The sequence below is a fragment of the Geodermatophilus sp. SYSU D00710 genome (assembly GCF_054050195.1).
The window spans coordinates 1-21,735 of record NZ_JBJGYX010000066.1 but is presented as its reverse complement, the minus strand read 5'-3'; the positions used below and the strand labels follow the sequence as shown (position 1 = coordinate 21,735).

The following is a 21,735-nucleotide window of genomic DNA, read 5'->3' as shown; positions in this document are numbered from 1 at the left end:
TCCTGTCCCGCCGGGACCTCCCCCGGTCGACTCGGGCCGACGCTAGACGGGAGTCCTGCCGCTCACCGGGACGTGCAGGACGCGCCAGGACACGTCTGCGGTGTGTGTGACGGACGGGTCCCGAGAGCAGCGTCGTCAGGGGCGCGTGGGGTCGCTGGTGAAGGTCTCCAGCAGCTGTCGCGCGGCCAGCGCCGGGGTGAGCTCGCCGGCCAGCACCGCCTCCTCCAGCCCGGGCGCCGACGCCCGGACGGCGGGGTGCGACCGCAGCCGGTGCTCCAGGCCGTCGCGCACCAGCTGCCAGGTCCAGCGCACCTGCTGGGCGCGGCGCCGCTCGTCGAAGGCGCCCGACGCCCGTGCCCGGTCCTGGTGCTCGACCAGCTTCCCCCACACCTCGGCCAGGCCCTCGCCGGTCAGCCCGGCGCAGGTGAGCACCGGGACCGTCCACTGCTCGTCGTGCCCGCGCAGCATCCGGATCGCCCCCGCCAGCTCGCGGGCGGCCTTGCGCGCGTCGGCGGCGGCCGGCCCGTCGGCCTTGTTGACGGCGATGACGTCGGCGAGCTCGAGGATGCCGCGCTTGATGCCCTGCAGCTGGTCGCCGGTGCGGGCGAGGGTGAGGAACAGGAAGGAGTCGACCATCTCCGCGACGGTGACCTCGGACTGCCCGACGCCGACGGTCTCGACCAGCACGACGTCGTGGCCCGCGGCCTCGACGACGACCATCGACTCGCGCGTCGCCTGCGCCACCCCGCCCAGCGTGCCCGCGGTCGGGGCCGGCCGGATGAACGCGCGCGGGTCGACCGCCAGCCGGGCCATGCGGGTCTTGTCGCCGAGGATCGACCCGCCCGAGCGCGCCGACGACGGGTCGACGGCGAGCACCGCGACCCGGTGACCGGCCGCGGTCAGGTCCACCCCGAGCTGGTCGATGAAGGTCGACTTGCCCACGCCGGGCACCCCGCTGATGCCCACCCGTCGCGCTCCCCCCGCGTGCGGCAGCAGCTCGACCAGCAGCTCCTGCGCGCGCTCGCGGTGGTCGGCACGGCGCGACTCGACCAGGGTGATCGCGCGGGCCAGCGCCCGGCGGTCCCCGCCGAGCACCCCCTCGACGAGCGCCGGGACGTCGGGAGCGGGCATCAGTGCCCGAGTCGCTGCGACAGCGTCCGCAGCAGCTCCTGCGCCGCGTCGGCGATGACCGTGCCGGGCGGGAACACGGCGGCCGCGCCCATCTCCCGCAGCCGCGGGACGTCGTCGGGCGGGATGACCCCACCGACCACGACCAGCACGTCGTCGGCCCCGAGGTCGGCGAGCGCCTGCTTCAGCGCCGGCACCAGCGTCAGGTGGCCCGCGGCCAGCGAGGAGACGCCGACGACGTGCACGTCGGCCTCGACCGCCTGCCGGGCGACCTCCTCCGGCGTCTGGAACAGCGGGCCGACGTCGACGTCGAAGCCGAGGTCGGCGAACGCGGTGGCGATCACCTTCTGCCCGCGGTCGTGGCCGTCCTGACCCATCTTGGCGACCAGGATCCGGGGACGGCGGCCCTCGGCCTCCTCGAAGGCCGCGGTCAGCCGGCGGGTCTCCTCGAGGGGTCCGGAGCGGCCGGCCTCGTCGCGGTACACACCGGAGATGGTGCGCACCTGGCCGGCGTGCCGCCCGTAGACCTCCTCCAGCGCGCCGGAGATCTCCCCCACGGTGGCCTTGGCCCGCGCGGCGTCGACGGCGAGCGTGAGCAGGTTCGACGACAGTTCCCTCCCCCGGCGCCCCTCCGCCGCGGCGCGGGCGGCGTCGGTGAGCCGGCGCAGCGCCTCCCGGACGGCGGAGTCGTCGCGCGAGGCCCGCAGCTGCTCGAGCTTGGCCTTCTGCTGGGCGAGGACGTCGGCGTTGTCGACGCGCAGCACCTCGATCGCCTCGTCGGCCTCCACCCGGTACCTGTTGACGCCGATCACCGGCTGGCGACCGGAGTCGATGCGCGCCTGGGTGCGGGCGGCGGCCTCCTCGATGCGCAGCTTGGGGATGCCGTCGTCGATGGCCTGCGCCATGCCGCCGTGCTCGGCGACCTCCTCGATGTGCGCCCAGGCGCGCCGGGCCAGGTCGTAGGTGAGCTTCTCGACGTACGCGGACCCGCCCCACGGGTCGATCACCCGCGTCGTCCCGGACTCCTGCTGCAGCAGCAGCTGGGTGTTGCGGGCGATCCGCGCCGAGAAGTCGCTGGGCAGCGCCAGCGCCTCGTCGAGGGCGTTGGTGTGCAGCGACTGGGTGTGCCCCTGGGTGGCGGCCATGGCCTCCAGGCAGGTGCGGACGACGTTGTTGTAGACGTCCTGCGCGGTCAGCGACCAGCCCGAGGTCTGCGAGTGGGTGCGCAGCGACAGCGACTTGTCCTGCCGGGCACCGGCCTCCCGCATCAGCCGGGCCCACAGCAGCCGGGCCGCGCGGAGCTTGGCGACCTCCATGAAGAAGTTCATGCCGATCGCCCAGAAGAAGCTCAGCCGCGGCGCGAACGCGTCGACGTCGAGCCCGGCGTCGGTGCCCGCCTTCACGTACTCCACGCCGTCGGCCAGCGTGTACGCCAGCTCCAGGTCGGCGGTCGCCCCGGCCTCCTGCATGTGGTAGCCGGAGATGGAGATCGAGTTGAACCGCGGCATCTCCTGCGAGGTGAAGGCGAAGATGTCGCTGACGATCTGCATCGAGGGCCGGGGCGGGTAGATGTAGGTGTTGCGGACCATGAACTCCTTGAGGATGTCGTTCTGGATGGTCCCGGCCAGCTCCTTCGGGGCGACCCCCTGCTCCTCGGCGGCGAGCACGTAGAGCGCCAGCACCGGCAGCACCGCGCCGTTCATCGTCATCGACACCGTCATCCGGTCCAGCGGGATGCCGTCGAACAGCTGCCGCATGTCCAGGATCGAGTCCACGGCCACGCCCGCCATGCCGACGTCGCCGACCACCCGCGGGTGGTCGGAGTCATAGCCGCGGTGGGTGGCCAGGTCGAAGGCGATCGACAGGCCCTTCTGGCCGGCGGCGAGGTTGCGCCGGTAGAACGCGTTGGACTCCGCCGCGGTGGAGAAACCCGCGTACTGGCGGACGGTCCACGGCTGGGTCGTGTACATCGTCGGGTAGGGCCCGCGCAGGAAGGGCGGCAGGCCGGGGTAGGTCCGCAGGAAGTCCAGCCCGGCCAGATCGGCCGGGGTGGCCAGTGGCGGGACGGCGATGCCCTCGGGGGTCTCCCAGGTCGCCTCGCCGACGCCGCGCCCGGTCGCCTCCTCGAACGCCTTCGCCCAGTCGTCGGCGCCGGCGCCCGCCGCCGGGCGGCCCAGCTCGACGGAACCGAAGTCGGGGATGCCGCTCATGCCGTCACTCCCAGCTGCTCGTGGACCGTCCGGAGCACCGCCAGCGCGTCGCACCCGGCGTACACGTACCCGTCGACGCCGTCCACCCCGAGCGACGGCTTGCCGGCCAGCCACACGGAACTCGCGCCGGCGGCCCGCAGGTCCGCGGCCAGCGTGGCGGCCGACTCCCTGTAGTCGGCGTCGGTGCCGCAGATGCAGGCCACCGTCGTCCCGGCGCCGGCGAGGCCGGAGGCCCCGTCACCGGCGGGGGTGGCCACGCCGCCGGCCTGGAACAGGTTGCCCGCGAAGGTGGCCCGGGCGGTGTGCCGCGCGACCGACCCGATCGTGGCGAGGTAGATCCGCGGCCGCTCCGCGGCGGCGGCGGCGCGGTCGCGCAGCTCCTCGTACTCCTGGGCGGCGCGCACGCGCGGCAGCCCGCCGGTGGGGCGGAGTTCGGCGGCCGGCTGCCGATCGGGCAGCTCCTCGGTCGGGTTCGGGAACTCGCTGACGCCGGTGATCGCGTCGGCGCGCGTGGCCAGCCGCTTCGCGCGGGCGTCCCAGGCGGCAGCCAGCCGGTCGCGGACCAGCCCCGACGTCAGCGCCGCGGCCAGCCCGCCGGCCCGCTCGATCTCGGTGAACCAGGCCCACGCCGCCTGGGCGAGGTCCTCGGTGAGCGACTCGACGTACCAGGAGCCGCCGGCCGGGTCGAGCACGCGGGCCAGGTGCCCCTCGTCCACCAGCAGGCTCTGGGTGTTGCGCGCGATCCGCCGGGAGAAGGCGTCGGGCAGGCCGAGCGCGGCGTCGAACGGCTGCACGGTCACGACGTCGGCCCCGCCGACGCCGGCGGCGAAGCAGGCCACCGTGGTGCGCAGCATGTTCACCCAGGGGTCGCGCCGCGTCGTCATCACCGACGACGTCACCGCGTGCTGGCGCTGGGCGCGGGCCCGGGGCGAGGCGCCACTGACCTCGCCGACGCGGTCCCACAGCCGGCGGGCGGCGCGCAGGCCGGCGATGGTCGTGAACTGGTCGGCGGACGCGGCGTAGCGGAACTCCAGCTGCGCGAACGCCTCGTCCACCGCCAGGCCGCCGTCGGTCAGCGCCCGCAGGTAGGCCACCCCGGCGGCCAGCGAGCAGCCGAGCTCCTCGACGGCGGTGGTCCCCGCATCGTGGAAGACGGTGCCGTCGACGACGACGGTGCGCCATCCCGACGGCGCCCGGCGGGCGAGACCGGCCAGCCCGGAGAGGTCCTGCTCCTCGCCGGAGGCGGCGTGCACGCCGAGCGGGTCGAGGCCCAGCGAGCCGCCGGGTGCGAGGTCGGTGCGGCCGTCGACGTGGGCGAGCAGCGCCTCCACGGCAGCCGGGCCACCGGAGACGGCGACCGGCGCGAGGTCGAGGTAGACGTCGGCGAGCACCTCGGGCAGCGCCGCCACCGGCACGGCGCCCTCGCCGAGGACCAGCCACAGCGAGGTGACGCCGTTCTCCAGGTCGGCCGCGACCGCCTCCTTCGTGACGGCGACGTCGGGGTGCGCGTGCCGCTGGCGCACGTCCCAGCCGGCCGGTGTGCCGCGGTCGGGGTCGGCGCCGGCGCGGGCCCCGCGGACGAAGGGCGGCAGTCCCGGCACGCCGACGGCGGCCGGCAGGTCGCCGGCGTCGTCGGCGTCGTAGAGCGGCGCGACGGTGACCCCGGTGGCCACGGTGCGCCGCAGGGCGTCCTCGACCGGGTCGGGCAGCTCCTCGCGGCCGGCCTTGCGCAGGACGCCGGCCACCAGCTCGCGCCACCGGTCGCGGTCGACGGCCGGGAAGCCGCCGGCGAGGGACAGCTCGTCGGGGACGGCGTGCTCGGCGGGGACCTCGTCCTCGCCGGGTGTCGCGGTCTGCTGGCTGTTCATCGTCGAACCCCCGGCGTCGGCTCCTCGTCGGGACCGTTCTACCGGCGCTCGCCGGGCCGTGGACGCGCGGGGTGGGTGGCGGTCGGCGCGCCGGCCGCGTGCCCCGTCGTGCCGGCGTCGGCGGTCAGGGCGTGCAGCGCGGTGCGGACCAGCAGCCGCACGCCCACCCCGATGGCGCGCTCGTCGACGTCGAAGGTGCCGCGGTGCAGGTCGAGCGGGGCGCTGCCGCCGTTCGTGCCCAGCCGGGCCAGCGCGATGGGCAGGACGTCGGCGAACCAGCCGAAGTCCTCCCCGCCCATGCTCTGCGGGGACTGCCGGACGTTCTCCGCGCCGACCGTCTGGATGGCCGCGGCGCGCAGCAGCGCCACCGCGCGCGGGTCGTTGACCACCGGCGGCACGCCGGGCACGTACTCGACGTCGACGCGCGCCCCGGTGGGGGCGACGACCTGCTCGACCAGCCGGCGCAGCAGCACCTCGGCGTCCTTCCACTGCTCGCGGTCGAGCACCCGCACGGTGCCGCGCAGGGTGCCGCGCTGCGGGATGGCGTTGGGCGCGACGCCGGCGTTGACCGCGCCCCACACGAGCGAGAAGCCGGCCCGCGGGTCGACCTGCCGGGAGAGCAGCCCGGGCAGGTCGGTGATGAGCCGGCCGAGGGCGTCGACGAGGTCGACGGTCAGCTGCGGGCGCGCGGTGTGCCCGCCGGGCCCGGTCAGCGTGACGTCGACCCGATCGCAGGCGGCGGTGATCGAGCCGGTGCGCAGGCCCACGGTGCCCACCGGGATGGCCGGGTCGCAGTGCAGCGCGAAGGCCCGCGACGCGCCGTCGAGGACACCGGCGGCCACCACGTGGGTCGCCCCGCCGGGGACGGTCTCCTCGGCCGGCTGGAACACGCAGCGCACCCGGCCGGGCAGGGAGTCGAGCGCGGCCAGCGCCAGCGCCGCGCCGAGCACCACGGTGGTGTGCACGTCGTGGCCGCAGGCGTGGCACATGCCCTCGCGGGTGGAGGCGTAGGGGACGTCCTTGAGGTCGGCCAGCGGCAGCGCGTCGATGTCGGCGCGGAGCACGACCGTGGGGTCGCCCGAGCCGATCTCGACCACCAGCCCGGTGCCACTGGGCAGCCGCCGCGGCGAGAGGCCCACCTCGACCAGCCGCTTCTCGAGGTAGGCGGTCGTCTCCACCTCGGCGAAGGCCAGCTCGGGATGCGCGTGCAGGTGCCGGCGCACGCCCACCAGGGAGTCGAACCGGTCGGCCACCCACGTGTCCAGTCCGGCGGCCAGCTCCTCGGGGTCGCGGGTCATGCGGCGTGACCGCCGGCGCACGCCGACGGACCCGGCACGGGACCGTCCGGGCCGCTGGCGGGGCCGGCGGCGGGCAGCCCGTTCCGGAGCTCGGTGAGCAGCGCGTCGACGACGGCGCGCAGGTCGCCGCCGGAGGCCTGCGCCGCCGCCCGCTGCCGCTGGTAGGAGGCGCCGACGGCGAGCACCCGCTCCACGCCGGCCAGCTCCGCCTCGCAGCCCAGCCGGCGCGCGGTGGGCGCGAGGTCCTCGGCGAGGTCGAGCAACGCCTGCCGCACCGGCCGCACCGTGCCCTTCTCGTCGACGATGACGTCGGCGTCGAGGCCGTAGCGGGCCGCGCGCCACTTGTTCTCCCGCAGCACCCACTCCGGCGGGGTGGGGAGGGTGTAGCCGCGGTCGAGCTGGCCGTCGAGCTGCTCGACCAGGCACTGCGACAGCGCCGCGACCACGCCGACCTCCTCGAGGGTCGGCAGCCCGTCGCAGATGCGCAGCTCCACCGTGCCGAAGCCCGGGTGCGGGCGGATGTCCCACCAGACCTCGCGCACGCTCTCGATGGCCCCGGTGGTGATCAGCGTCTCCATGTAGGTCTCGAACCCTGGCCAGTCCGGCAGCTGCATGGGCAGCCCCGCCGTCGGCATGCCCTCGAAGACCTTGCTGCGCGCCGAGGCCAGGCCGGTGTCGCAGCCGACCCAGAACGGCGAGGACGCCGACAGCGCCAGGAAGTGCGGCACGTACTGGGTCAGCGCGTTGACGATCGGCATCGCCTTGTCCGGCGAGCGGACGCCGACGTGCACGTGGACGCCGAAGATCTGCAGCCGCCGCGCCAACCACTGCATGCGCTCCACCAACTGCAGGTAGCGCTCCTTGGGCGAGATCAGCTGGGTCTGCCAGTCGGTGAACGGGTGGGTGCCCGCGCACAGCAGGCCCAGCCCGCGCCGGTCGGCGGCGGCGGCGACCTCGGCCACCGTGGCGGCGAGGTCGGCGGTGGCCTCCTCGACCGTCGTGCACACGCCGGTGATGACCTCGACGGTGGACTGCAGCAGCTCGTGCTTGGCCTTGGGGTGCTCGTGCTCGCCCTCGGGGCAGATCTCCTCGAGCACCTCGATCGCGCCGGCGGTCAGCTCCCGGCTGTCACGGTCGACCAGCTGCAGCTCCCACTCCACACCGAGACTGGAGCGCTCCGAGGAGGAGAACGGGATCTGCACGCCGGTGAGTGTAGGCAAGATCACGGCCGTCGGCCGGGCCACCGCAACCGGACCACAACCGCTGCCGGCCGCTTCCGCAACCGCCGCCCGCTGCCCTGGTCCCGTCGCCGGGACCCGCCCGGCGCCGCCGCCCGGAGGTAGCCCGTCATGAACACCCGCCGCCCGACCCGCACCCGCTCCGCCGTCGCCGTCCTCGGCGCCCTGGCCGCCGGGGTCGTCGTCCTCGGGCCGTCCACGGCCGCCGCGGACCCGCCCGCCCTCGACGACAGCACGCCCTCCTGCAGCGAGCTCCTCGACCAGGTCGACGACTGGCCCGGCACCGGCCCCGACGGCCAGCAGCTGTTCTCCGACCCCTTCGAGCGGCATCTGCTGTCCCAGCCGGCGTGCGCCACCCCGGCGAGCTGAGCGGAGGTCCCCGTGTCCACGACCCCGCGCCGCCGCGCCGCCGCGCTGGCCGTCCTCCCCCCGGACCTCCAACGGTCCGAGAACCGCGATCCGCGCCCGGGGAACGGTAGGAACCGCCCCCGTCCGGCGGCGGGTCCGCGGTACCGCCGGTGGGCCCCGGGCGCGCCGCCGTCCCGCTGTGCCCGCCCAGCGCCGGTGGGTGAGGACGCCGGGTCAGACGGCGGCGAGCTCCGGCGCCGCACCCGCGGGCCGGCCGATCAGCGCGGCGGCCGGCGCGTGCTCCAGCACGGCGGCCAGCGCGCGGCGGCCGTAGAGGTCGGGGTGCACCCGCACGCAGCACAGGTCGCGGCTGACCACGGTCACGCCCCGGCCGTCGTCGGTCGGCACCAGGGCCTCGACGCGGGACCACGGCAGGCCGTGCACGTCGCCGTCGGCGTCGCGGTGGGCCAGGCCGTCGCCGGAGACGACCAGCGCCACCCGGGCGGCGGGGTCGAACAGGCGCCGGTGCAGCGGCGGGCGGAACAGGGTGCCCTCGGGCAGCGCCGGGAGGGTGCCGCACAGCGGCCGGCGGACCACGCCGGCCGGGCCGTCCCAGGGGACGGTGTCGGGCACGGCGAGGACGGCGGTCGGCTCGGCGCGGCGCAGCGCCGCGGTGACGTCGCCGGGGGTCACCGCCCGCCAGGCCGCCAGCGCCTCGGCGGGCGGGCGGAAGGGCAGCCCGGTCGCCGCGCAGTAGGCGGCGTCGGCGAGCTCGGCGCCGACGGCGTCCTCCTCCTCGAGCTCGGCCTCCAGGCCCGCGACCGCGTGCGCCACCTCCTGCGGCGTCGGGCCGGCGGCGCAGAGCTCCCCGAAGGTGCGCCACACCAGGTCGGCGACCTCGGCGTCGCGGCCGGAGCGGGCGTCGACGACCAGCGCCACCTCCCGCCGGTCGGCGGCGAGGTCGAGGGCGAGGGAGTCGACGGCGTAGGACAGCCCGCGGTCGTGCCGGGCCCGGTCGCGCAGCCGCTCGCCGGCCACCTGCACCCCGACGGCGAGCGCGGCATCGGCCGGCCGGTCGGTGGCCAGCAGCAGGCCGACGCCGGGGACGTCGGTGCGGGTCCACACCGGCCCGTCCTGCGGGCGCGGCACCGGCAGCCGGCGCACCGGACGCGGCCCGGCCAGCAGCGGCAGCCGCAGCCCGCCGGGAAGCGGACCGTGGCACCACAGCGCGGCGTTGCCGCGGACGAACCAGCGGGCCGCGTGCGCGCGCACGGTCTCCTCGGTCAGGTGCTCCGGACCCGGCCCGGCCGACACCGTCAGCCCCGGGCCGGTGAGGCCGTAGCGGGCCGCCCACAGCGCGCTGACCGTGGAGGACGCCGAGCCGCAGCCCTCGGCCTGCAGCACCCCGGCCTCGGCGGCCATCCGCTCGGTGGGCAGGTCGGCCAGCGCCCGGCAGACCCCCTCGAGGAAGGCGCGCACCGCCTCGGGCCGCCCGGTGGCGAAGAACGCGGTGCTGTCGACGTCGGTGACGGCGTTGCAGCGCAGGTGCGTGCGCGGCAGCGCGGCCATCGCCAGGTGCTCGACGAGGTGGGTGACCTCGATCGTCGCGAACGTCTCGTCGCGCAGGCCGACGCCGAAGACCAGCGCCGCGGTGGTGCGCTCCCGCCCGCCCGCGGTGAACACCGGGACGCCGTCGATGACCGTTCGCTGCACCGGCCCATGGTCGGGGCCCGGCGCCGCGCCGTCCCCGGCCGACACGCGGCCGGGGACGGCTGGGACGGGTGGGTCAGCGGGTCAGGCCGAACACCGAGATCGTGCCGTCGTCCTCGTTGCTGGCCAGGAACAGCCCCCGGCCCGGGACGGCGAGCAGCCCCTCCGGGGCGTCCCCGGTGGGCAGCACCTGCAGCCGGACCGGCCGCCGCTCGTCGCGGAGGTCGTACACCAGGACGGCGTCGCCGCGCTCGGAGCCGACGAACGCGTAGGTGGTGCCGCGCACGCGGGCCACCTCGGCGCCCTCGAACTCCGCGCCCTTGTCGTCGCTGCGGCCGTCGGGGTACAGACCGGCGTCGGCCAGCGCCCGCTCGGCCGAGCCGCCGGAGGAGAACAGCACCTCGCCGGCGGTCGAGAAGACCGTCCAGCCCCGGCCGCCGCTGGGCTCGGCGGCGAGGTCGCCCTCGTCGGCGGTGAGCAGGTTCCCGTCCGGGGTCCACTGGACGGCGTCGGGCTCGCGGGGCGCGGAGAGCTCGTCGTCGAAGGCGACCGCATCGTCGTCCTCGACGTCGGCGTCGGTCCGGGTGACGCGGCCGGCGGTGAACGAGCCCACCACCGTGCGGCTGCGCAGGTCGACCAGCGCGACGGCGTTGTTCTCCTGCAGGGTCACCGCGGCGACGTTGCGCCGGTCCACGTCGACGTACTCGGGCTCGGGGTCCTCGGGGAACGCGGGGCCGGGCAGGCCGGCCAGCTCGACCCGGTCGACCGTCCAGTCGGCGGGCGGTCCCTGCAGCTCGACGACGGCGAGGAACCCGCCCGGCGCCTGGGGCAGCCCGCCCTCGACGCCGTCCACGACCAGCTCCTCGTCGCGCTGGTTCTCGATCGCGATCGCGGCGAACCGGCCGTCGGGGCTCAGCGCGATCGAGTCCGGCTGCCCGCCGAGGTCCACCTCCTCGACGACCGCGAGGGACCGGAGGTCGACGACCACCAGCCGGCCCGACGGGCCGGTGAGGTCCACGGTGCGGTCGACGACGGCGAGGGCGTACCGGCCGTCCCGGGTGACGGTGACCGACGTCGGCTCCCCGCCGACGTCGACGGCACCGGCCTGCCGCGGCTGCTCGGGCCGGCTCAGGTCGACCGCGCCGACCTCGCCGGCCGCCGAGTCGGTGTAGAGCACGGTGCGGCCGTCGGGGGTGACGGCGAGGATCTCGGCGACCTCGCCGGCGACGTCGAACGTGGCCAGCTCGGCGAACGACGGCACGGCGCGGCCGGGCGCGGCGGCGGCCGGCGTGGCGGCGGCCGGCGTGGCGGCGACGGTGGTGCCGACGGCGAGGGCGAGCACCGCCGCGGGGACGGCGCGGCGGAGGAGGCGGAGGGACGAGCGCGTCACGGAGGGGTCCTCGGGGTCCGGGGTCGGGTCGCGCCGACCCTCGCGGCCGGCGGTGACGGGCGGGTGACCGCCGGGCGAACGCCGGTCGTGCCGCCGGTGACCGGCTCGGCTCCCGGTGGCCCCGCTCCCCGGCCGGAGCGTGCGACGTCCCCTGTGGGCTGGGTTAGCGTCGCCGGGTGAGTGACAGCCCCCCCGCACCCGATCCCGCGGCCCTGGCCGCGACCGCCGCGACCGCCCTCACCGACGCCGTCGGCGGCGACCACGACGTCGCCGTCGTCATGGGCTCGGGGTGGGCGCCCGCGGCCGACGCCTTCGGCGAGCCGCTCGGCTCGGTCCGCATCGGCGACCTGCCCGGCTTCGCCGCTCCGACGGCGGTCGGCCACGGCGGCGAGGTGCGCTCGGTGCGCGCCGGGGACCGGAGGGCGCTGCTCTTCCTCGGCCGCACCCACCTCTACGAGGGCCGCGGCGTCGACCCGGTCGTGCACGGTGTGCGCACCGCCGCTGCCGCCGGGGTGCGCACCGTCGTCCTCACCAACGCCGCCGGCGGCCTCGACCCGCAGCACCGGGTCGGGCAGGCCGTGCTCATCAGCGACCACCTCAACCTCACCGCCCGCTCCCCGCTGGTCGGCGCGACCTTCGTCGACCTCACCGACCTCTACTCCGCCCGACTGCGGTCCCTGGCCCGCGAGCTCGACCCGGAGCTGACCGAGGGCGTCTACGCCGCGCTGCCCGGCCCGCACTACGAGACGCCGGCGGAGATCCGGATGCTGCGCACGCTGGGTGCCGACCTCGTCGGCATGTCCACCGCGCTCGAGGCGATCGCCGCCCGCGCCGCCGGCATGGAGGTGCTGGGCCTGTCGATGGTCACCAACGCGGCCGCCGGCGTCACCGGCGAGAAACTCGACCACCAGGAGGTGCTCGCCGCGGGCAGGGCGGCGGCGGGACGGCTGGGGAAGACGCTCGTCGAGTTCACCGGCCGGCTGCCGTGACAGTGTCCGACGGCGTGCTCGACCGCTTGCTCGACGACGCCCGTGCCTGGGCCGCCGCCGACCCCCACCCCGGCGACCGCGCCGAGATCGAGGCCCTGGTGGCGGCCGGGGACACCGCCGAGCTCGAGCGCCGCTTCGCCGGGCCGCTGACCTTCGGCACCGCCGGACTGCGCGGCCCGCTGCGGGCGGGGCCGGCCGGGATGAACGCCGCCGTCGTCACCCGGGCGGCCGCCGGGCTCGGCGCGTGGCTGACCGACGCCGGCTCCGGCCGGGGCGGGGTGGTGGTCGGCTTCGACGCCCGGCACCGCTCCGACGAGTTCGCCCGGATCACCGCGGCGGTGCTGGCCGCCGCCGGGTTCGAGGTCCGGGTGCTGCCCCGGCCGCTGCCCACGCCGGTGTTGTCCTCCGCGGTGCGGTCGCTCGGCTGCGTGGCCGGCGTGATGGTGACCGCCAGCCACAACCCGCCGCAGGACAACGGGTACAAGGTCTACCTCGCCGACGGCGCCCAGCTGGTGCCGCCGGTCGACCGGGAGATCGAGGCCGCGGTCGCCGCCGTCGGCCCGGCGTGCGAGGTGCCGCTGTCCGACGAGTGGGTGACCCTCGGTGACGACGTCGAGACCGGCTACGTGGCCGCCGTCGTCGCGGCGCTGGAGCCCGACCGGGTGCCGGCTGCCGACCGCGCGGCGGTCACCGTGGCCTACACCGCCATGCACGGCGTGGGCGCGGCGACGACCCGGGCGGTGTTCACCGCGGCCGGGTTCGCCCGACCGGAGAGCGTGCCCGAGCAGGACGGCCCCGACCCGGCGTTCCCGACGGTCACCTTCCCCAACCCGGAGGAGCCCGGCGCGGTCGACCTGCTGCTCGCGCTGGCCGCCCGCACCGGCGCCGACGTCGCCATCGCCGAGGACCCCGACGCCGACCGCTGCTCGGTGGTCTGCGAGGGCCGGCAGCTCACCGGCGACGAGGTCGGCGCGCTGCTGGCCGACTGGCTGCTGCGCCGCGGCGTGCGCGGCACCTACGCGGCCTCGCTGGTCAGCGGCTCGCTGCTGCACGCGCTGGCGCAGGCGCACGGGGTCCGGTTCGCCGAGACGCCGACCGGGTTCAAGTGGATCATCCGCGCCGGCACCGACCGCGACCCGCTGGTGTTCGGCTACGAGGAGGCGCTGGGCTACGCGGTCACCCCTGACGTCGCCCGCGACAAGGACGGCATCTCCGCCGCGCTCGCGGTCGCGCTGCTGACCGCGGAGCTCAAGGCGAGCGGGCGGACGCTGGTCGACCGGCTCGACGAGCTGGCGGTCGAGCACGGGCTGTTCGCCACCGGCCAGCTCTCGGTGCGGGTCGAGGACCTCGCGCTGATCTCCGACGCGATGGCCCGGCTGCGCGCCGACCCGCCGCGGCGGCTGCTCGGCCGCGAGGTCACCGCGGCCGACCTGCTGGACGAGGACCCGCCGGTCGACGCCGTCCGGCTGCTCGGCGACGGTGTCCGGGTGGTCGTGCGGCCCAGCGGCACCGAGCCGAAGCTCAAGGCCTACCTGGAGACCGTCGTCCCGGTGCACGAGGACGCCGGGGTGATCGCCGCGCGCGGCCGGGGAGAGGACGAGCTCGACCAGCTGCGCGGCGAGATGGCGCACGCGCTGGGGCTGTAGCGGTGGACGTCGGCGCGCTGGTCTTCGACGTGTTCGGCACGGTCGTCGACTGGCGCGCCGGCGTGGCCCGCGAGGCGGCGCGGCTGCTCGGGCCGTCGGTCGACGCGCCCGCCCTCGCCGACGCCTGGCGGGCGCGCTACCAGCCGTCGCTGCAGCGGGTGCGCGGCGGGGAGCGGCCCTTCGCCCCGCTCGACGAGCTGCACCGCGAGTCGCTGCCCGCGGCGCTGGCGGCGGTCGGGGTCGACGGCGTGCCCGACGACGTCGCCGACGAGCTGGTGCTGGCCTGGCACCGGCTCGACCCGTGGCCCGACGCGGTGCCGGGGCTGACCCGGCTGCGGCGGCGGTTCGTGCTCGCGCCGCTGTCCAACGGCGGGGTGCGGCTGCTCGTCGACCTGGCGCGGCGGGGCGGACTGCCCTGGGACCTGGTGCTCGGCGCCGAGGTCGTCGGCCGCTACAAGCCCGACCCGGAGGTGTACGACTCCGTGCCGCGGCTGCTGGCGCTGCCACCGTCGCAGGTGTGCATGGTGGCCGCGCACGCCGACGACCTGGCCGCCGCGCGCGCCCGGGGGCTGCGGACGGCATACGTGCACCGGCCCGGGGAGTTCGGCGGCGACCCCGTGCCCGCCGCGACCGACCCCGGCGCCGACCTGTCGGTCGCCTCGTTCGAGGAGCTGGCCGACGCCCTCGGCTGCTGACCGCCGCCGAGTGTGCGGTCGTGGTCGCCCACGGCGGCGTGTCCGCGCGCGTCGGCGACCACGACTGCGCTCTCGACCCGGCGGCGCACTGCCGCCGGGTCGAGAGGGTTCACCAGGTGGCGAGCTGGGGCTCCCGCGCCGCAGGCCGGGCGACGCCGTCGTACTGGTTGGGCCCGGGCCGGCCGGGCAGGCAGCCCACGACGACGAACAGCACGATCGGGCCGGCGATCGGCACCAGGCCCCACAGCAGGAACCAGCCCGACCGGCCGGTGTCGTGCAGCCGGGTCACCGCCGCGCTGATCGAGGGGACGAACAGCACCAGCGAGACCAGCAGCGTGATCGGCCCGCCCGAGAAGCTGGCCTCGGCGCTGTAGGAGTAGTAGCCGTCGTAGGCGTAGGACCCGCTGTACCAGGCCGTCCCGAGGGCGACGTCGGCCGCGATCGCCGCCATGCTGGCCGCCCACAGCGGCAGCGCGTAGTGCAGCCAGTAGGTGCGGCGGTCGATCCGCCCGCGGCGGACGTACCAGGTGCTGCGCTCCGGCGCCCGGGTGTGGCCGAGGTGGGCGTACTCGCTCATGTCCGTCTCTCCCTGTGCGGCCCCGGTCTGCGGGGCTCCGTGTCGTCGGGAGCGACTGTCGCGGCCGGCGCTTGACCTGGCCTTGTGGCCGACTGGAGGCCGACCTGCGACGTCAGGCCGGCACGGACTCCCGGCAGCCGGAGGCCAGGGCACGGGAGGCGGTCTCGAGCACGCGGACCACGTCGCGCCCGAAGCCGACGTCGCACGGGTGGGTGCCGCCGGTCAGCGCCGCCGCGGTCAGCTCGTCGACCGCCGCCGACAGGGACTCCACCGGGCTCTCGGTGTCGGGCAGCAGCACCAACCGGCCGGCATCACCGTGCAGCGAGAACTCGATCCCGGTGGCCAGCGGCGCCACGGTGTGCGACAGCGTCACGGTCGAGGCCACGCCGGGCGTGGCGTGCTGCAGCACCAGGTGCACGGTGTCCCCCGCGCCCGCGCCGGCCTGCACCGAGACGACCGGGCCGAGGGCCGGCACCAGCAGCGACAGCGCGTGCGGGCCGATGTCCCACAGCGCCCCGTGCTCGCGGCGCCAGGGCGAGTCGAAGGGGCTGCCGGCCAGCGCGGACAGCCACGAGGCGGCGCCGCCGGCCAGCCGGGTGCGGGCGGCCTGCGCCAGCCACGTCGTCGTCGCGGCCTGGAAGCGGAAGGTGAAGAACACGACCGAGGCGACGCCGGCCGACCGCACCGCCGTCACCACCCGGTCGGCCTCGGCGGTCGACAGGCCGATCGGCTTCTCCAGCAGCAGGTGCCGCCCGGCGGCCGCGGCCTGCTCGGCGAGGGACACCTGCACGTCGGGCGGCACGGCGACGGCGACCGCGTCGACCCGGTCGAGCAGCGCGGCGAGGTCGTCGGTGCCCGGGACGTCGAACTCCGCGCCGACGACGGCGGCCTTCTCCGCATCGCGACCCCAGATCCCGGCCAGCTCGGCGTCGGGGTGCGCCGCGATCGCCGCGGCGTGGACGGTGCGGGCCCAGTGACCGGTGCCCAGGACCGCGAAGCGCACGGTCAGACGGCGCCGAACTGGCGGTCGCCGGCGTCCCCGAGGCCGGGGACGATGTAGGCCTGCTCGTTGAGCCCCTCGTCGATGCTGGCGGTGAACACCCGCAGCGGCAGTCCGCTCTCCTCCAGCCGCCGCAGGCCCGGCGGGGCGGCCAGCGCGCACAGCACCGTGATCTCCGTCGCGCCGCGGTCGGTGAGCAGCGTGCAGCAGTGCACCAGCGACCCGCCGGTGGCCAGCATCGGGTCGAGGACGAACACGTGCCGGTCGACCAGTGACTCCGGCAGCGAGGCCATGTAGGCCTCGGGCTGGAAGGTCACCTCGTTGCGCGCCAGCCCGACGAAGCCCATCTGGGACTCCGGCAGCATCCCGTGCGCGGTGTCGGCCATGCCCAGACCCGCCCGCAGCACCGGCACGATCAGCGGCGGGGCGGCCAGCCGGTAGCCCGTCGTCGTGGTGACCGGGGTGGTGATCGGCTCCTCGGCCAGCTCGAGGTCGCGGGTGGCCTCGTAGACCAGCATCTGGGTCAGCTCGCGCAGCGCCGCCCGGAAGGCGGCGTTGTCGGTCCGCTCATCGCGCATCCGCGAGAGCCGGGCACGGGCGAGCGGGTGGTCCACGACGGTGGTCTGCACGGCCGCCACCGTATCGGTCGGCCCCGGCGCCCCGGCCGGGAAGCGGCCCACCCCCTCGGGGCGACCGCGTGCCCGGGACGGCGGGCCGGACAGGGAGAATGGCGGCATGACCCACGTGCTCGACCCCGGGACACTGGCGGCCGGGACCCGGCCCGGCCCGGGGTCCGGGGCGCCGTTCGACGACGTGACCCGCTCGGACGCCGCCCTCCGCGCCTTCCTGCACGGCCTGCCCGGTGTCGACCAGGTCGGCGCCGAGCAGCGCGCCGCCACCCTCGGTACCCGCTCGATCAAGACCACGGCCAAGGCGTGGGCGATCGACACCGCGATCGCGATGGTCGACCTGACCACGCTCGAGGGCGCCGACACCCCCGGTAGGGTGCGCAGCCTGGCCGCCAAGGCCCGCCGCCCCGACCCCACCGACCTCTCCTGTCCGCCGGTCGCCGCGGTCTGCGTCTACGGCGACCTCGCCGGCGTCGCGCGGGAGGCCCTGGCGGGCACCGGCATCCACGTGGCCGCCGTCGCCACCGCCTTCCCCAGCGGCCGGGCCAGCCGGGAGGTCAAGCTCGCCGACGTCCGCGACGCCGTGGGCAACGGCGCCGACGAGATCGACATGGTCATCGACCGGGGCGCGTTCCTCGCGGGCCGCTACCTGGAGGTGTTCGACGAGATCGTCGCGGTGAAGGAGGCGTGCGGGGACGCGCACCTCAAGGTGATCCTCGAGACCGGTGAGCTGGTCACCTACGACAACGCCCGCCGCGCCTCGTGGCTGGCGATGCTCGCCGGCGCCGACTTCATCAAGACCTCCACCGGCAAGATCTCCCCCGCGGCGACGCTGCCGGTCTGCCTGGTCATGCTCGAGGCGGTCCGCGACTTCCGCGCCGCCACCGGCCGCCAGGTCGGCGTCAAGCCCGCCGGCGGCATCCGCACCACCAAGGACGCGATCCGGCACCTGGTGCTGGTCAACGAGACAGTCGGCGCGGACTGGCTGTCCCCCGACTGGTTCCGCCTCGGCGCCTCCAGCCTCCTCAACGACCTGCTCCAGCAGCGGCAGAAGCTGCGCACCGGCCACTACTCCGGCCCCGACCACGTATCGGTGGACTGATGACCAGCCTGTTCGAGTACGCCCCCGCTCCCGAGTCGCGGTCGATCGTCGACGTCGCGCCGTCCTACGGCCTGTTCGTCGACGGCGAGTTCGTCGACGGCTCCGGGGAGCCGATGAAGACGGTCAACCCGGCCACCGAGGAGGTGCTCAGCGAGATCGCGGTGGGCACCGAGGCCGACGTCGACCGCGCGGTGCGGGCCGCCCGCCGCGCGTTCACCCGGGTCTGGGGCCCGATGCGTCCGGCCGACCGCGGCAAGTACCTGTTCCGCATCGCCCGGATCCTGCAGGAGCGGGCCCGCGAGTTCGCCGTCCTGGAGTCGCTGGACAACGGCAAGCCGATCCGGGAGTCCCGCGACGTCGACGTCCCCCTGGCCGCAGCGCACTTCTTCTACCACGCCGGCTGGGCCGACAAGCTCTCCTACGCGGGGCTGGGCCCGGACCCGCGGCCGCACGGCGTGGCCGGCCAGGTCATCCCGTGGAACTTCCCGCTGCTGATGCTGGCGTGGAAGGTCGCGCCGGCGCTGGCCACCGGCAACACCGTCGTCCTCAAGCCGGCCGAGACCACCCCGCTGACGGCGCTGCTGTTCGCCGAGGTGTGCCGCCAGGCCGACCTGCCGCCGGGCGTGGTCAACATCGTCACCGGCGCCGGCGACACCGGCCGCGCGGTCGTCGAGCACCCCGACGTCGACAAGGTCGCGTTCACCGGGTCCACCGAGGTGGGCCGCTCGATCGCCCGCGCCGTCGCCGGCACCCGCAAGGCGCTGACGCTGGAGCTGGGCGGCAAGGCGGCCAACATCGTCTTCGACGACGCCCCGATCGACCAGGCCGTCGAGGGCATCGTGCGCGGCATCTTCTTCAACCAGGGGCACGTCTGCTGCGCCGGCTCCCGGCTGCTGGTGCAGGAGTCGGTCCACGACGAGGTGATCGCCTCCCTGCAGCGCCGGATCGGCACGCTGCGGGTGGGCGACCCGCTGGACAAGAACACCGACATCGGCGCGATCAACTCCGCCGAGCAGCTGGCCCGCATCCGGGAGCTGTCCGACATCGGCGAGGCCGAGGGCGCGCAGCGCTGGCAGCCCGCCTGCGACCTGCCCGACCGCGGCTTCTGGTTCCCGCCGACGGTGTTCACCGACGTCTCCCCCGCCCACCGCATCGCCCGCGACGAGGTGTTCGGCCCGGTGCTATCGGTGCTCACCTTCCGCACCCCCGACGAGGCGGTGGCCAAGGCCAACAACACCACCTACGGGCTCTCGGCCGGCATCTGGACCGAGAAGGGCTCGCGGATCCTGGCCGTCGCCGACCGGCTGCGCGCCGGTGTGGTGTGGGCCAACACGTTCAACCAGTTCGACCCGACGTCGCCCTTCGGCGGCTACAAGCAGTCCGGCTACGGCCGCGAGGGCGGCCGGCACGGGCTGGCCGCCTACCTGAAGGGGGCCTCCCACTGATGTCGGACCGGCTGGCCGTCCGCAAGACCTACAAGCTCTACGTCGGCGGGGCCTTCCCCCGGTCGGAGTCCGGCCGCACGTACGAGGTCACCGACGCCCGGGGGGCGTTCCTGGCCAACGCCGCGCAGGCCTCCCGCAAGGACGCCCGCGACGCCGTCGCCGCCGCCCGTGGGGCGTTCGGGAAGTGGTCCCGGGCCACCGCCTACAACCGCGGCCAGGTGCTCTACCGGGTGGCCGAGGTGATGGAGGGCCGGCACGCGCAGTTCTGCGAGGAGGTCGCCGCCGGCGAGGGGCTGTCCTCCGGGCGGGCGCGGGCCGTCGTCGACGCCGCGATCGACCGCTGGGTCTGGTACGCCGGGTGGACCGACAAGTTGGCCGCCGTGCTGGGCAGCGCCAACCCGGTCGCCGGGCCGTTCTTCGACTTCTCGCTGCCCGAGCCCACCGGCGTCGTCGCGGTGCTGGCGCCGCAGCGGTCCTCGCTGCTGGGGCTGGTCAGCGTGCTCGCGCCCGTCCTCGCCGGCGGCAACACCGCCGTCGTGGTGACCTCCCGCCGGCGGCCGCTGCCGGCCGTGACGCTGGGCGAGGTGCTGGCCACCAGCGACGTCCCCGGCGGCGTGGTCAACCTGCTCACCGGTGACGCCGCCGAGATCGGCCCGTGGCTGGCCGAGCACGACGACGTCGACGCCGTCGACCTGACCGGCGCCCCGGCCGACCGGGCCCTCGAGCTCGAGCGGCTGGCCGCGGGCAGCATCAAGCGGGTGCTGCGGCCACCGGCCGAGGAGCCGGACTGGACCGCCGACCCGGGCACCTCGCGGATGACGCCGTTCCTGGAGACCAAGACGGTCTGGCACCCGAAGGGCGTGTGACCGGAACCCGCCCCGGGGTCGCGCTCCGGAGCGGGGCGGGCAGGATGTGTTCCGTGGCCAGGCCCAGCATCGTCCCGATCGCGCTCACCGTCGACGACCGAACCGGTTACACGCTGTGGGCGCCGCCGTGGGAGGAGGACGGTGAGGAGTGGCAGGCCTTCCTCGGCACCTCCGTCGGGGACACCGCCTCGGTGCACCTGTTCCCCACCCCGGCCGCGCTGGCGGTGTTCTGCCGGACCGCCACCGACCACGACCTCGCCGACCACCCCGTCTGGCCGGTCGTGACCGGGCTGGGCGCGGCCGACCTGACGCCCGACGACGACCACCGCTACGACCTCGACGGCGTCTACGACATCGCCGCCGAGAACCCCGACCGGTGGGCGGTCGAGGAGCTGGCGGCCACGATCGACATCGTCAGCCGGCTCGCCGAGTGCCTGGACAACGGCGGCGACACCGACGACGCGGACGACACCGCCGACGAGGTCGAGGAGCTCGACGAGGAGACCGAGTTCCCGGCGCTGGCCGAGCTCGTCGCCCGGCCCGAGATCGGCTCGCTGGGCCTGGGCGTGGACGCGTTCGTCGGCCGCTCGGGCGAGGACGCGTGGGTCGGCGTCGGCGGGGCGTTCGACGAGCTGTGGGAGGACGTCCTCGAGGAGCTGTCGGGCCACCTGGACTGGACCGGCGCCGGCACCACCACGATCGACGCCTACCCCTCGGCGGCCGAGGACGACGACCTCGACGCCGACGAGCCGGCCGACGACGCCGTCGACGCCGTCGACGAGGAGGCCGGCGGGACCGCCCGGGCGGCCGGGGCCACCGCCGTCGGCTCGCAGCGGACCGTGGCGCGGGGCTCGGACGGCTCCGGCGAGCGGTCGACCGCCGGGTGGACCGCTGCCGCACCGGCGGAGGCCGCGACCGCGGGCGTGAGCACCATCCGGGGCGGGAGCCGGATCACCGCGACGCCGGCGGCGGTGGCGGCCGCGGCGGAGTTCTGGGAGGCCGTCGGGATCCTGCCGGTGGAGCTGGTGGTCCCCGAGGGCGCCGGGGTGACGCTGCGCTGCTACGTGGAGGACGTCGCCCGCTTCCTCGGCCGCGACGGCGAGATCTGGCTGTTCGACACCCCCGCCGACCTCGCCCGGTTCCTCGCCGGGGACGAGCAGCACGACCTCACCGAGATCGCCTCGTGGCCCGAGGTCGCCGACACCGACACGCTGCCGCTGCCGGCCGAGCAGGACCGCTACGACCTCACCGAGCTCACGGAGGTCCTCACCGAGGTCGCCGGCGGGGCCGCGGGCCTGGTCGACCACGGCATCCTGGCCCAGCCGGTCGAGGGCGCCCGCGACGTCGCCGAGTACGCCGGGCTCTCCCGCGTCGACGAACTGCTCGCGCCCTCCGCTCCGCTGGGCCGGGCAGTCGCCATCGGCGAGCGGGCGTCCGCCACCCCGCTGCGCGCGGAGGACGCCGCCGCGCTGCGCCCCGCGTGGGACGAGGTCGTCACGCAGGTCGGCAGCGCCCTGGTCTTCCGGCACTGAGGGCGGGACCGGCTCCCTGTTCCTGGCACGGTCGTGCTCTGCACACACCTGTGTGCAGAGCACC

18 protein-coding genes are annotated in these 21,735 nt (G+C 76.1%); 8 read left to right on the top strand and 10 right to left on the bottom strand.

From position 1 onward, the window contains the following. Nucleotides 1–135: 135 nt before the first annotated feature. Genes meaB through ACI78U_RS21445 form a run of 5 tightly spaced genes read right to left on the bottom strand, consistent with a single transcriptional unit; the run spans nt 136 to nt 7,706 of the window. Nucleotides 136–1,131: a methylmalonyl Co-A mutase-associated GTPase MeaB gene (gene meaB / locus ACI78U_RS21465; protein ID WP_456877427.1), complete on the bottom strand. Its 996-nt coding sequence runs from the start codon at nt 1,129–1,131 to the stop codon at nt 136–138. Further along, a complete protein-coding gene (gene scpA, locus ACI78U_RS21460) occupies nt 1,131–3,338 on the bottom strand; it encodes a methylmalonyl-CoA mutase (RefSeq protein ID WP_456877426.1) in 2,208 nt (735 codons plus the stop codon). The genes meaB and scpA overlap by 1 nt, the downstream gene beginning before the upstream one ends. Further along, nucleotides 3,335–5,206, bottom strand: coding sequence for a methylmalonyl-CoA mutase family protein (locus ACI78U_RS21455; protein ID WP_456877425.1), 1,872 nt, complete (start codon nt 5,204–5,206; stop codon nt 3,335–3,337). The genes scpA and ACI78U_RS21455 overlap by 4 nt, the downstream gene beginning before the upstream one ends. A gap of 38 nt (nt 5,207–5,244) precedes the next feature. Continuing rightward, nucleotides 5,245–6,504, bottom strand: a complete 1,260-nt coding sequence (locus ACI78U_RS21450) for an amidohydrolase (protein ID WP_456877424.1) — start codon at nt 6,502–6,504, stop codon at nt 5,245–5,247. Beyond that, nucleotides 6,501–7,706 carry a glutamate--cysteine ligase gene (locus ACI78U_RS21445; protein WP_456877423.1) on the bottom strand — a complete coding sequence of 402 codons (1,206 nt, stop codon included), beginning with the start codon at nt 7,704–7,706 and terminating at the stop codon, nt 6,501–6,503. The genes ACI78U_RS21450 and ACI78U_RS21445 overlap by 4 nt, the downstream gene beginning before the upstream one ends. Before the next feature lie 147 nt (nt 7,707–7,853). Between ACI78U_RS21445 and ACI78U_RS21440 the strand changes: the two genes are divergently transcribed. Further along, a complete protein-coding gene (locus ACI78U_RS21440) occupies nt 7,854–8,111 on the top strand; it encodes a hypothetical protein (RefSeq protein WP_456877422.1) in 258 nt (85 codons plus the stop codon). Between the two features lie 213 nt (nt 8,112–8,324). On the opposite strand, the gene ACI78U_RS21435 is transcribed toward ACI78U_RS21440, so the two are convergent. Together ACI78U_RS21435 and ACI78U_RS21430 are read right to left on the bottom strand one after the other, a co-directional pair. Then, nucleotides 8,325–9,803, bottom strand: a complete 1,479-nt coding sequence (locus ACI78U_RS21435) for a hypothetical protein (RefSeq protein WP_456877421.1) — start codon at nt 9,801–9,803, stop codon at nt 8,325–8,327. 73 nt (nt 9,804–9,876) lie between these two features. Further along, nucleotides 9,877–11,190, bottom strand: a complete 1,314-nt coding sequence (locus tag ACI78U_RS21430; protein ID WP_456877420.1) for a hypothetical protein — start codon at nt 11,188–11,190, stop codon at nt 9,877–9,879. Between the two features lie 176 nt (nt 11,191–11,366). Between ACI78U_RS21430 and ACI78U_RS21425 the strand changes: the two genes are divergently transcribed. From ACI78U_RS21425 to ACI78U_RS21415, 3 genes are read left to right on the top strand one after another with little or no spacing between them, the layout of a single operon-like run. Beyond that, on the top strand, nt 11,367–12,179 hold the full coding sequence (locus tag ACI78U_RS21425; RefSeq protein ID WP_456877419.1) for a purine-nucleoside phosphorylase: 813 nt from the start codon (nt 11,367–11,369) through the stop codon (nt 12,177–12,179). Between the two features lie 14 nt (nt 12,180–12,193). Next, entirely contained in the window at nt 12,194–13,825 is a 1,632-nt protein-coding gene (locus tag ACI78U_RS21420; protein WP_456877418.1) for a phospho-sugar mutase, read from the top strand. 2 nt (nt 13,826–13,827) lie between these two features. Continuing rightward, nucleotides 13,828–14,520 carry a haloacid dehalogenase type II gene (locus tag ACI78U_RS21415; RefSeq protein WP_456877417.1) on the top strand — a complete coding sequence of 231 codons (693 nt, stop codon included), beginning with the start codon at nt 13,828–13,830 and terminating at the stop codon, nt 14,518–14,520. Between the two features lie 109 nt (nt 14,521–14,629). On the opposite strand, the gene ACI78U_RS21410 is transcribed toward ACI78U_RS21415, so the two are convergent. From ACI78U_RS21410 to upp, 3 genes are all read right to left on the bottom strand, one after another. Continuing rightward, nucleotides 14,630–15,097 (bottom strand): DUF805 domain-containing protein, encoded by a 468-nt coding sequence (locus ACI78U_RS21410; RefSeq protein ID WP_456877416.1) that lies wholly within the window; start codon nt 15,095–15,097, stop codon nt 14,630–14,632. Between the two features lie 112 nt (nt 15,098–15,209). After that, entirely contained in the window at nt 15,210–16,100 is an 891-nt protein-coding gene (locus ACI78U_RS21405; protein WP_456877415.1) for a Gfo/Idh/MocA family protein, read from the bottom strand. Nucleotides 16,101–16,102: 2 nt separating this feature from the next. Beyond that, nucleotides 16,103–16,726 (bottom strand): uracil phosphoribosyltransferase, encoded by a 624-nt coding sequence (gene upp / locus ACI78U_RS21400; protein WP_456877414.1) that lies wholly within the window; start codon nt 16,724–16,726, stop codon nt 16,103–16,105. A gap of 106 nt (nt 16,727–16,832) precedes the next feature. Here upp and deoC point away from each other — a divergent pair, with 106 nt between their 5' ends. Genes deoC through ACI78U_RS21380 form a run of 4 tightly spaced genes read left to right on the top strand, consistent with a single transcriptional unit; the run spans nt 16,833 to nt 21,671 of the window. After that, entirely contained in the window at nt 16,833–17,828 is a 996-nt protein-coding gene (gene deoC / locus ACI78U_RS21395) for a deoxyribose-phosphate aldolase (protein ID WP_456877413.1), read from the top strand. Then, nucleotides 17,828–19,273 carry an aldehyde dehydrogenase family protein gene (locus ACI78U_RS21390; RefSeq protein ID WP_456877412.1) on the top strand — a complete coding sequence of 482 codons (1,446 nt, stop codon included), beginning with the start codon at nt 17,828–17,830 and terminating at the stop codon, nt 19,271–19,273. Before deoC ends, ACI78U_RS21390 begins: the two co-directional genes overlap by 1 nt. Then, nucleotides 19,273–20,139, top strand: coding sequence for an aldehyde dehydrogenase family protein (locus ACI78U_RS21385; protein ID WP_456877411.1), 867 nt, complete (start codon nt 19,273–19,275; stop codon nt 20,137–20,139). The genes ACI78U_RS21390 and ACI78U_RS21385 overlap by 1 nt, the downstream gene beginning before the upstream one ends. 53 nt (nt 20,140–20,192) lie before the next feature. Next, nucleotides 20,193–21,671 (top strand): hypothetical protein, encoded by a 1,479-nt coding sequence (locus ACI78U_RS21380; RefSeq protein WP_456877410.1) that lies wholly within the window; start codon nt 20,193–20,195, stop codon nt 21,669–21,671. Nucleotides 21,672–21,735 lie beyond the last annotated feature (64 nt).

What these genes read in the sequence shown, in the direction of transcription:
- ACI78U_RS21390 (WP_456877412.1), top strand. Translation starts at nt 17,828, where the DNA reads ATGACCAGCCTGTTCGAGTACGCCCCCGCTCCCGAGTCGCGGTCGATC.
- scpA (WP_456877426.1), bottom strand. Translation starts at nt 3,338, where the DNA reads ATGAGCGGCATCCCCGACTTCGGTTCCGTCGAGCTGGGCCGCCCGGCG.
- ACI78U_RS21440 (WP_456877422.1), top strand. Translation starts at nt 7,854, where the DNA reads ATGAACACCCGCCGCCCGACCCGCACCCGCTCCGCCGTCGCCGTCCTC.
- meaB (WP_456877427.1), bottom strand. Translation starts at nt 1,131, where the DNA reads ATGCCCGCTCCCGACGTCCCGGCGCTCGTCGAGGGGGTGCTCGGCGGG.
- deoC (WP_456877413.1), top strand. Translation starts at nt 16,833, where the DNA reads ATGACCCACGTGCTCGACCCCGGGACACTGGCGGCCGGGACCCGGCCC.
- ACI78U_RS21385 (WP_456877411.1), top strand. Translation starts at nt 19,273, where the DNA reads ATGTCGGACCGGCTGGCCGTCCGCAAGACCTACAAGCTCTACGTCGGC.
- ACI78U_RS21455 (WP_456877425.1), bottom strand. Translation starts at nt 5,206, where the DNA reads ATGAACAGCCAGCAGACCGCGACACCCGGCGAGGACGAGGTCCCCGCC.
- ACI78U_RS21450 (WP_456877424.1), bottom strand. Translation starts at nt 6,504, where the DNA reads ATGACCCGCGACCCCGAGGAGCTGGCCGCCGGACTGGACACGTGGGTG.
- ACI78U_RS21410 (WP_456877416.1), bottom strand. Translation starts at nt 15,097, where the DNA reads ATGAGCGAGTACGCCCACCTCGGCCACACCCGGGCGCCGGAGCGCAGC.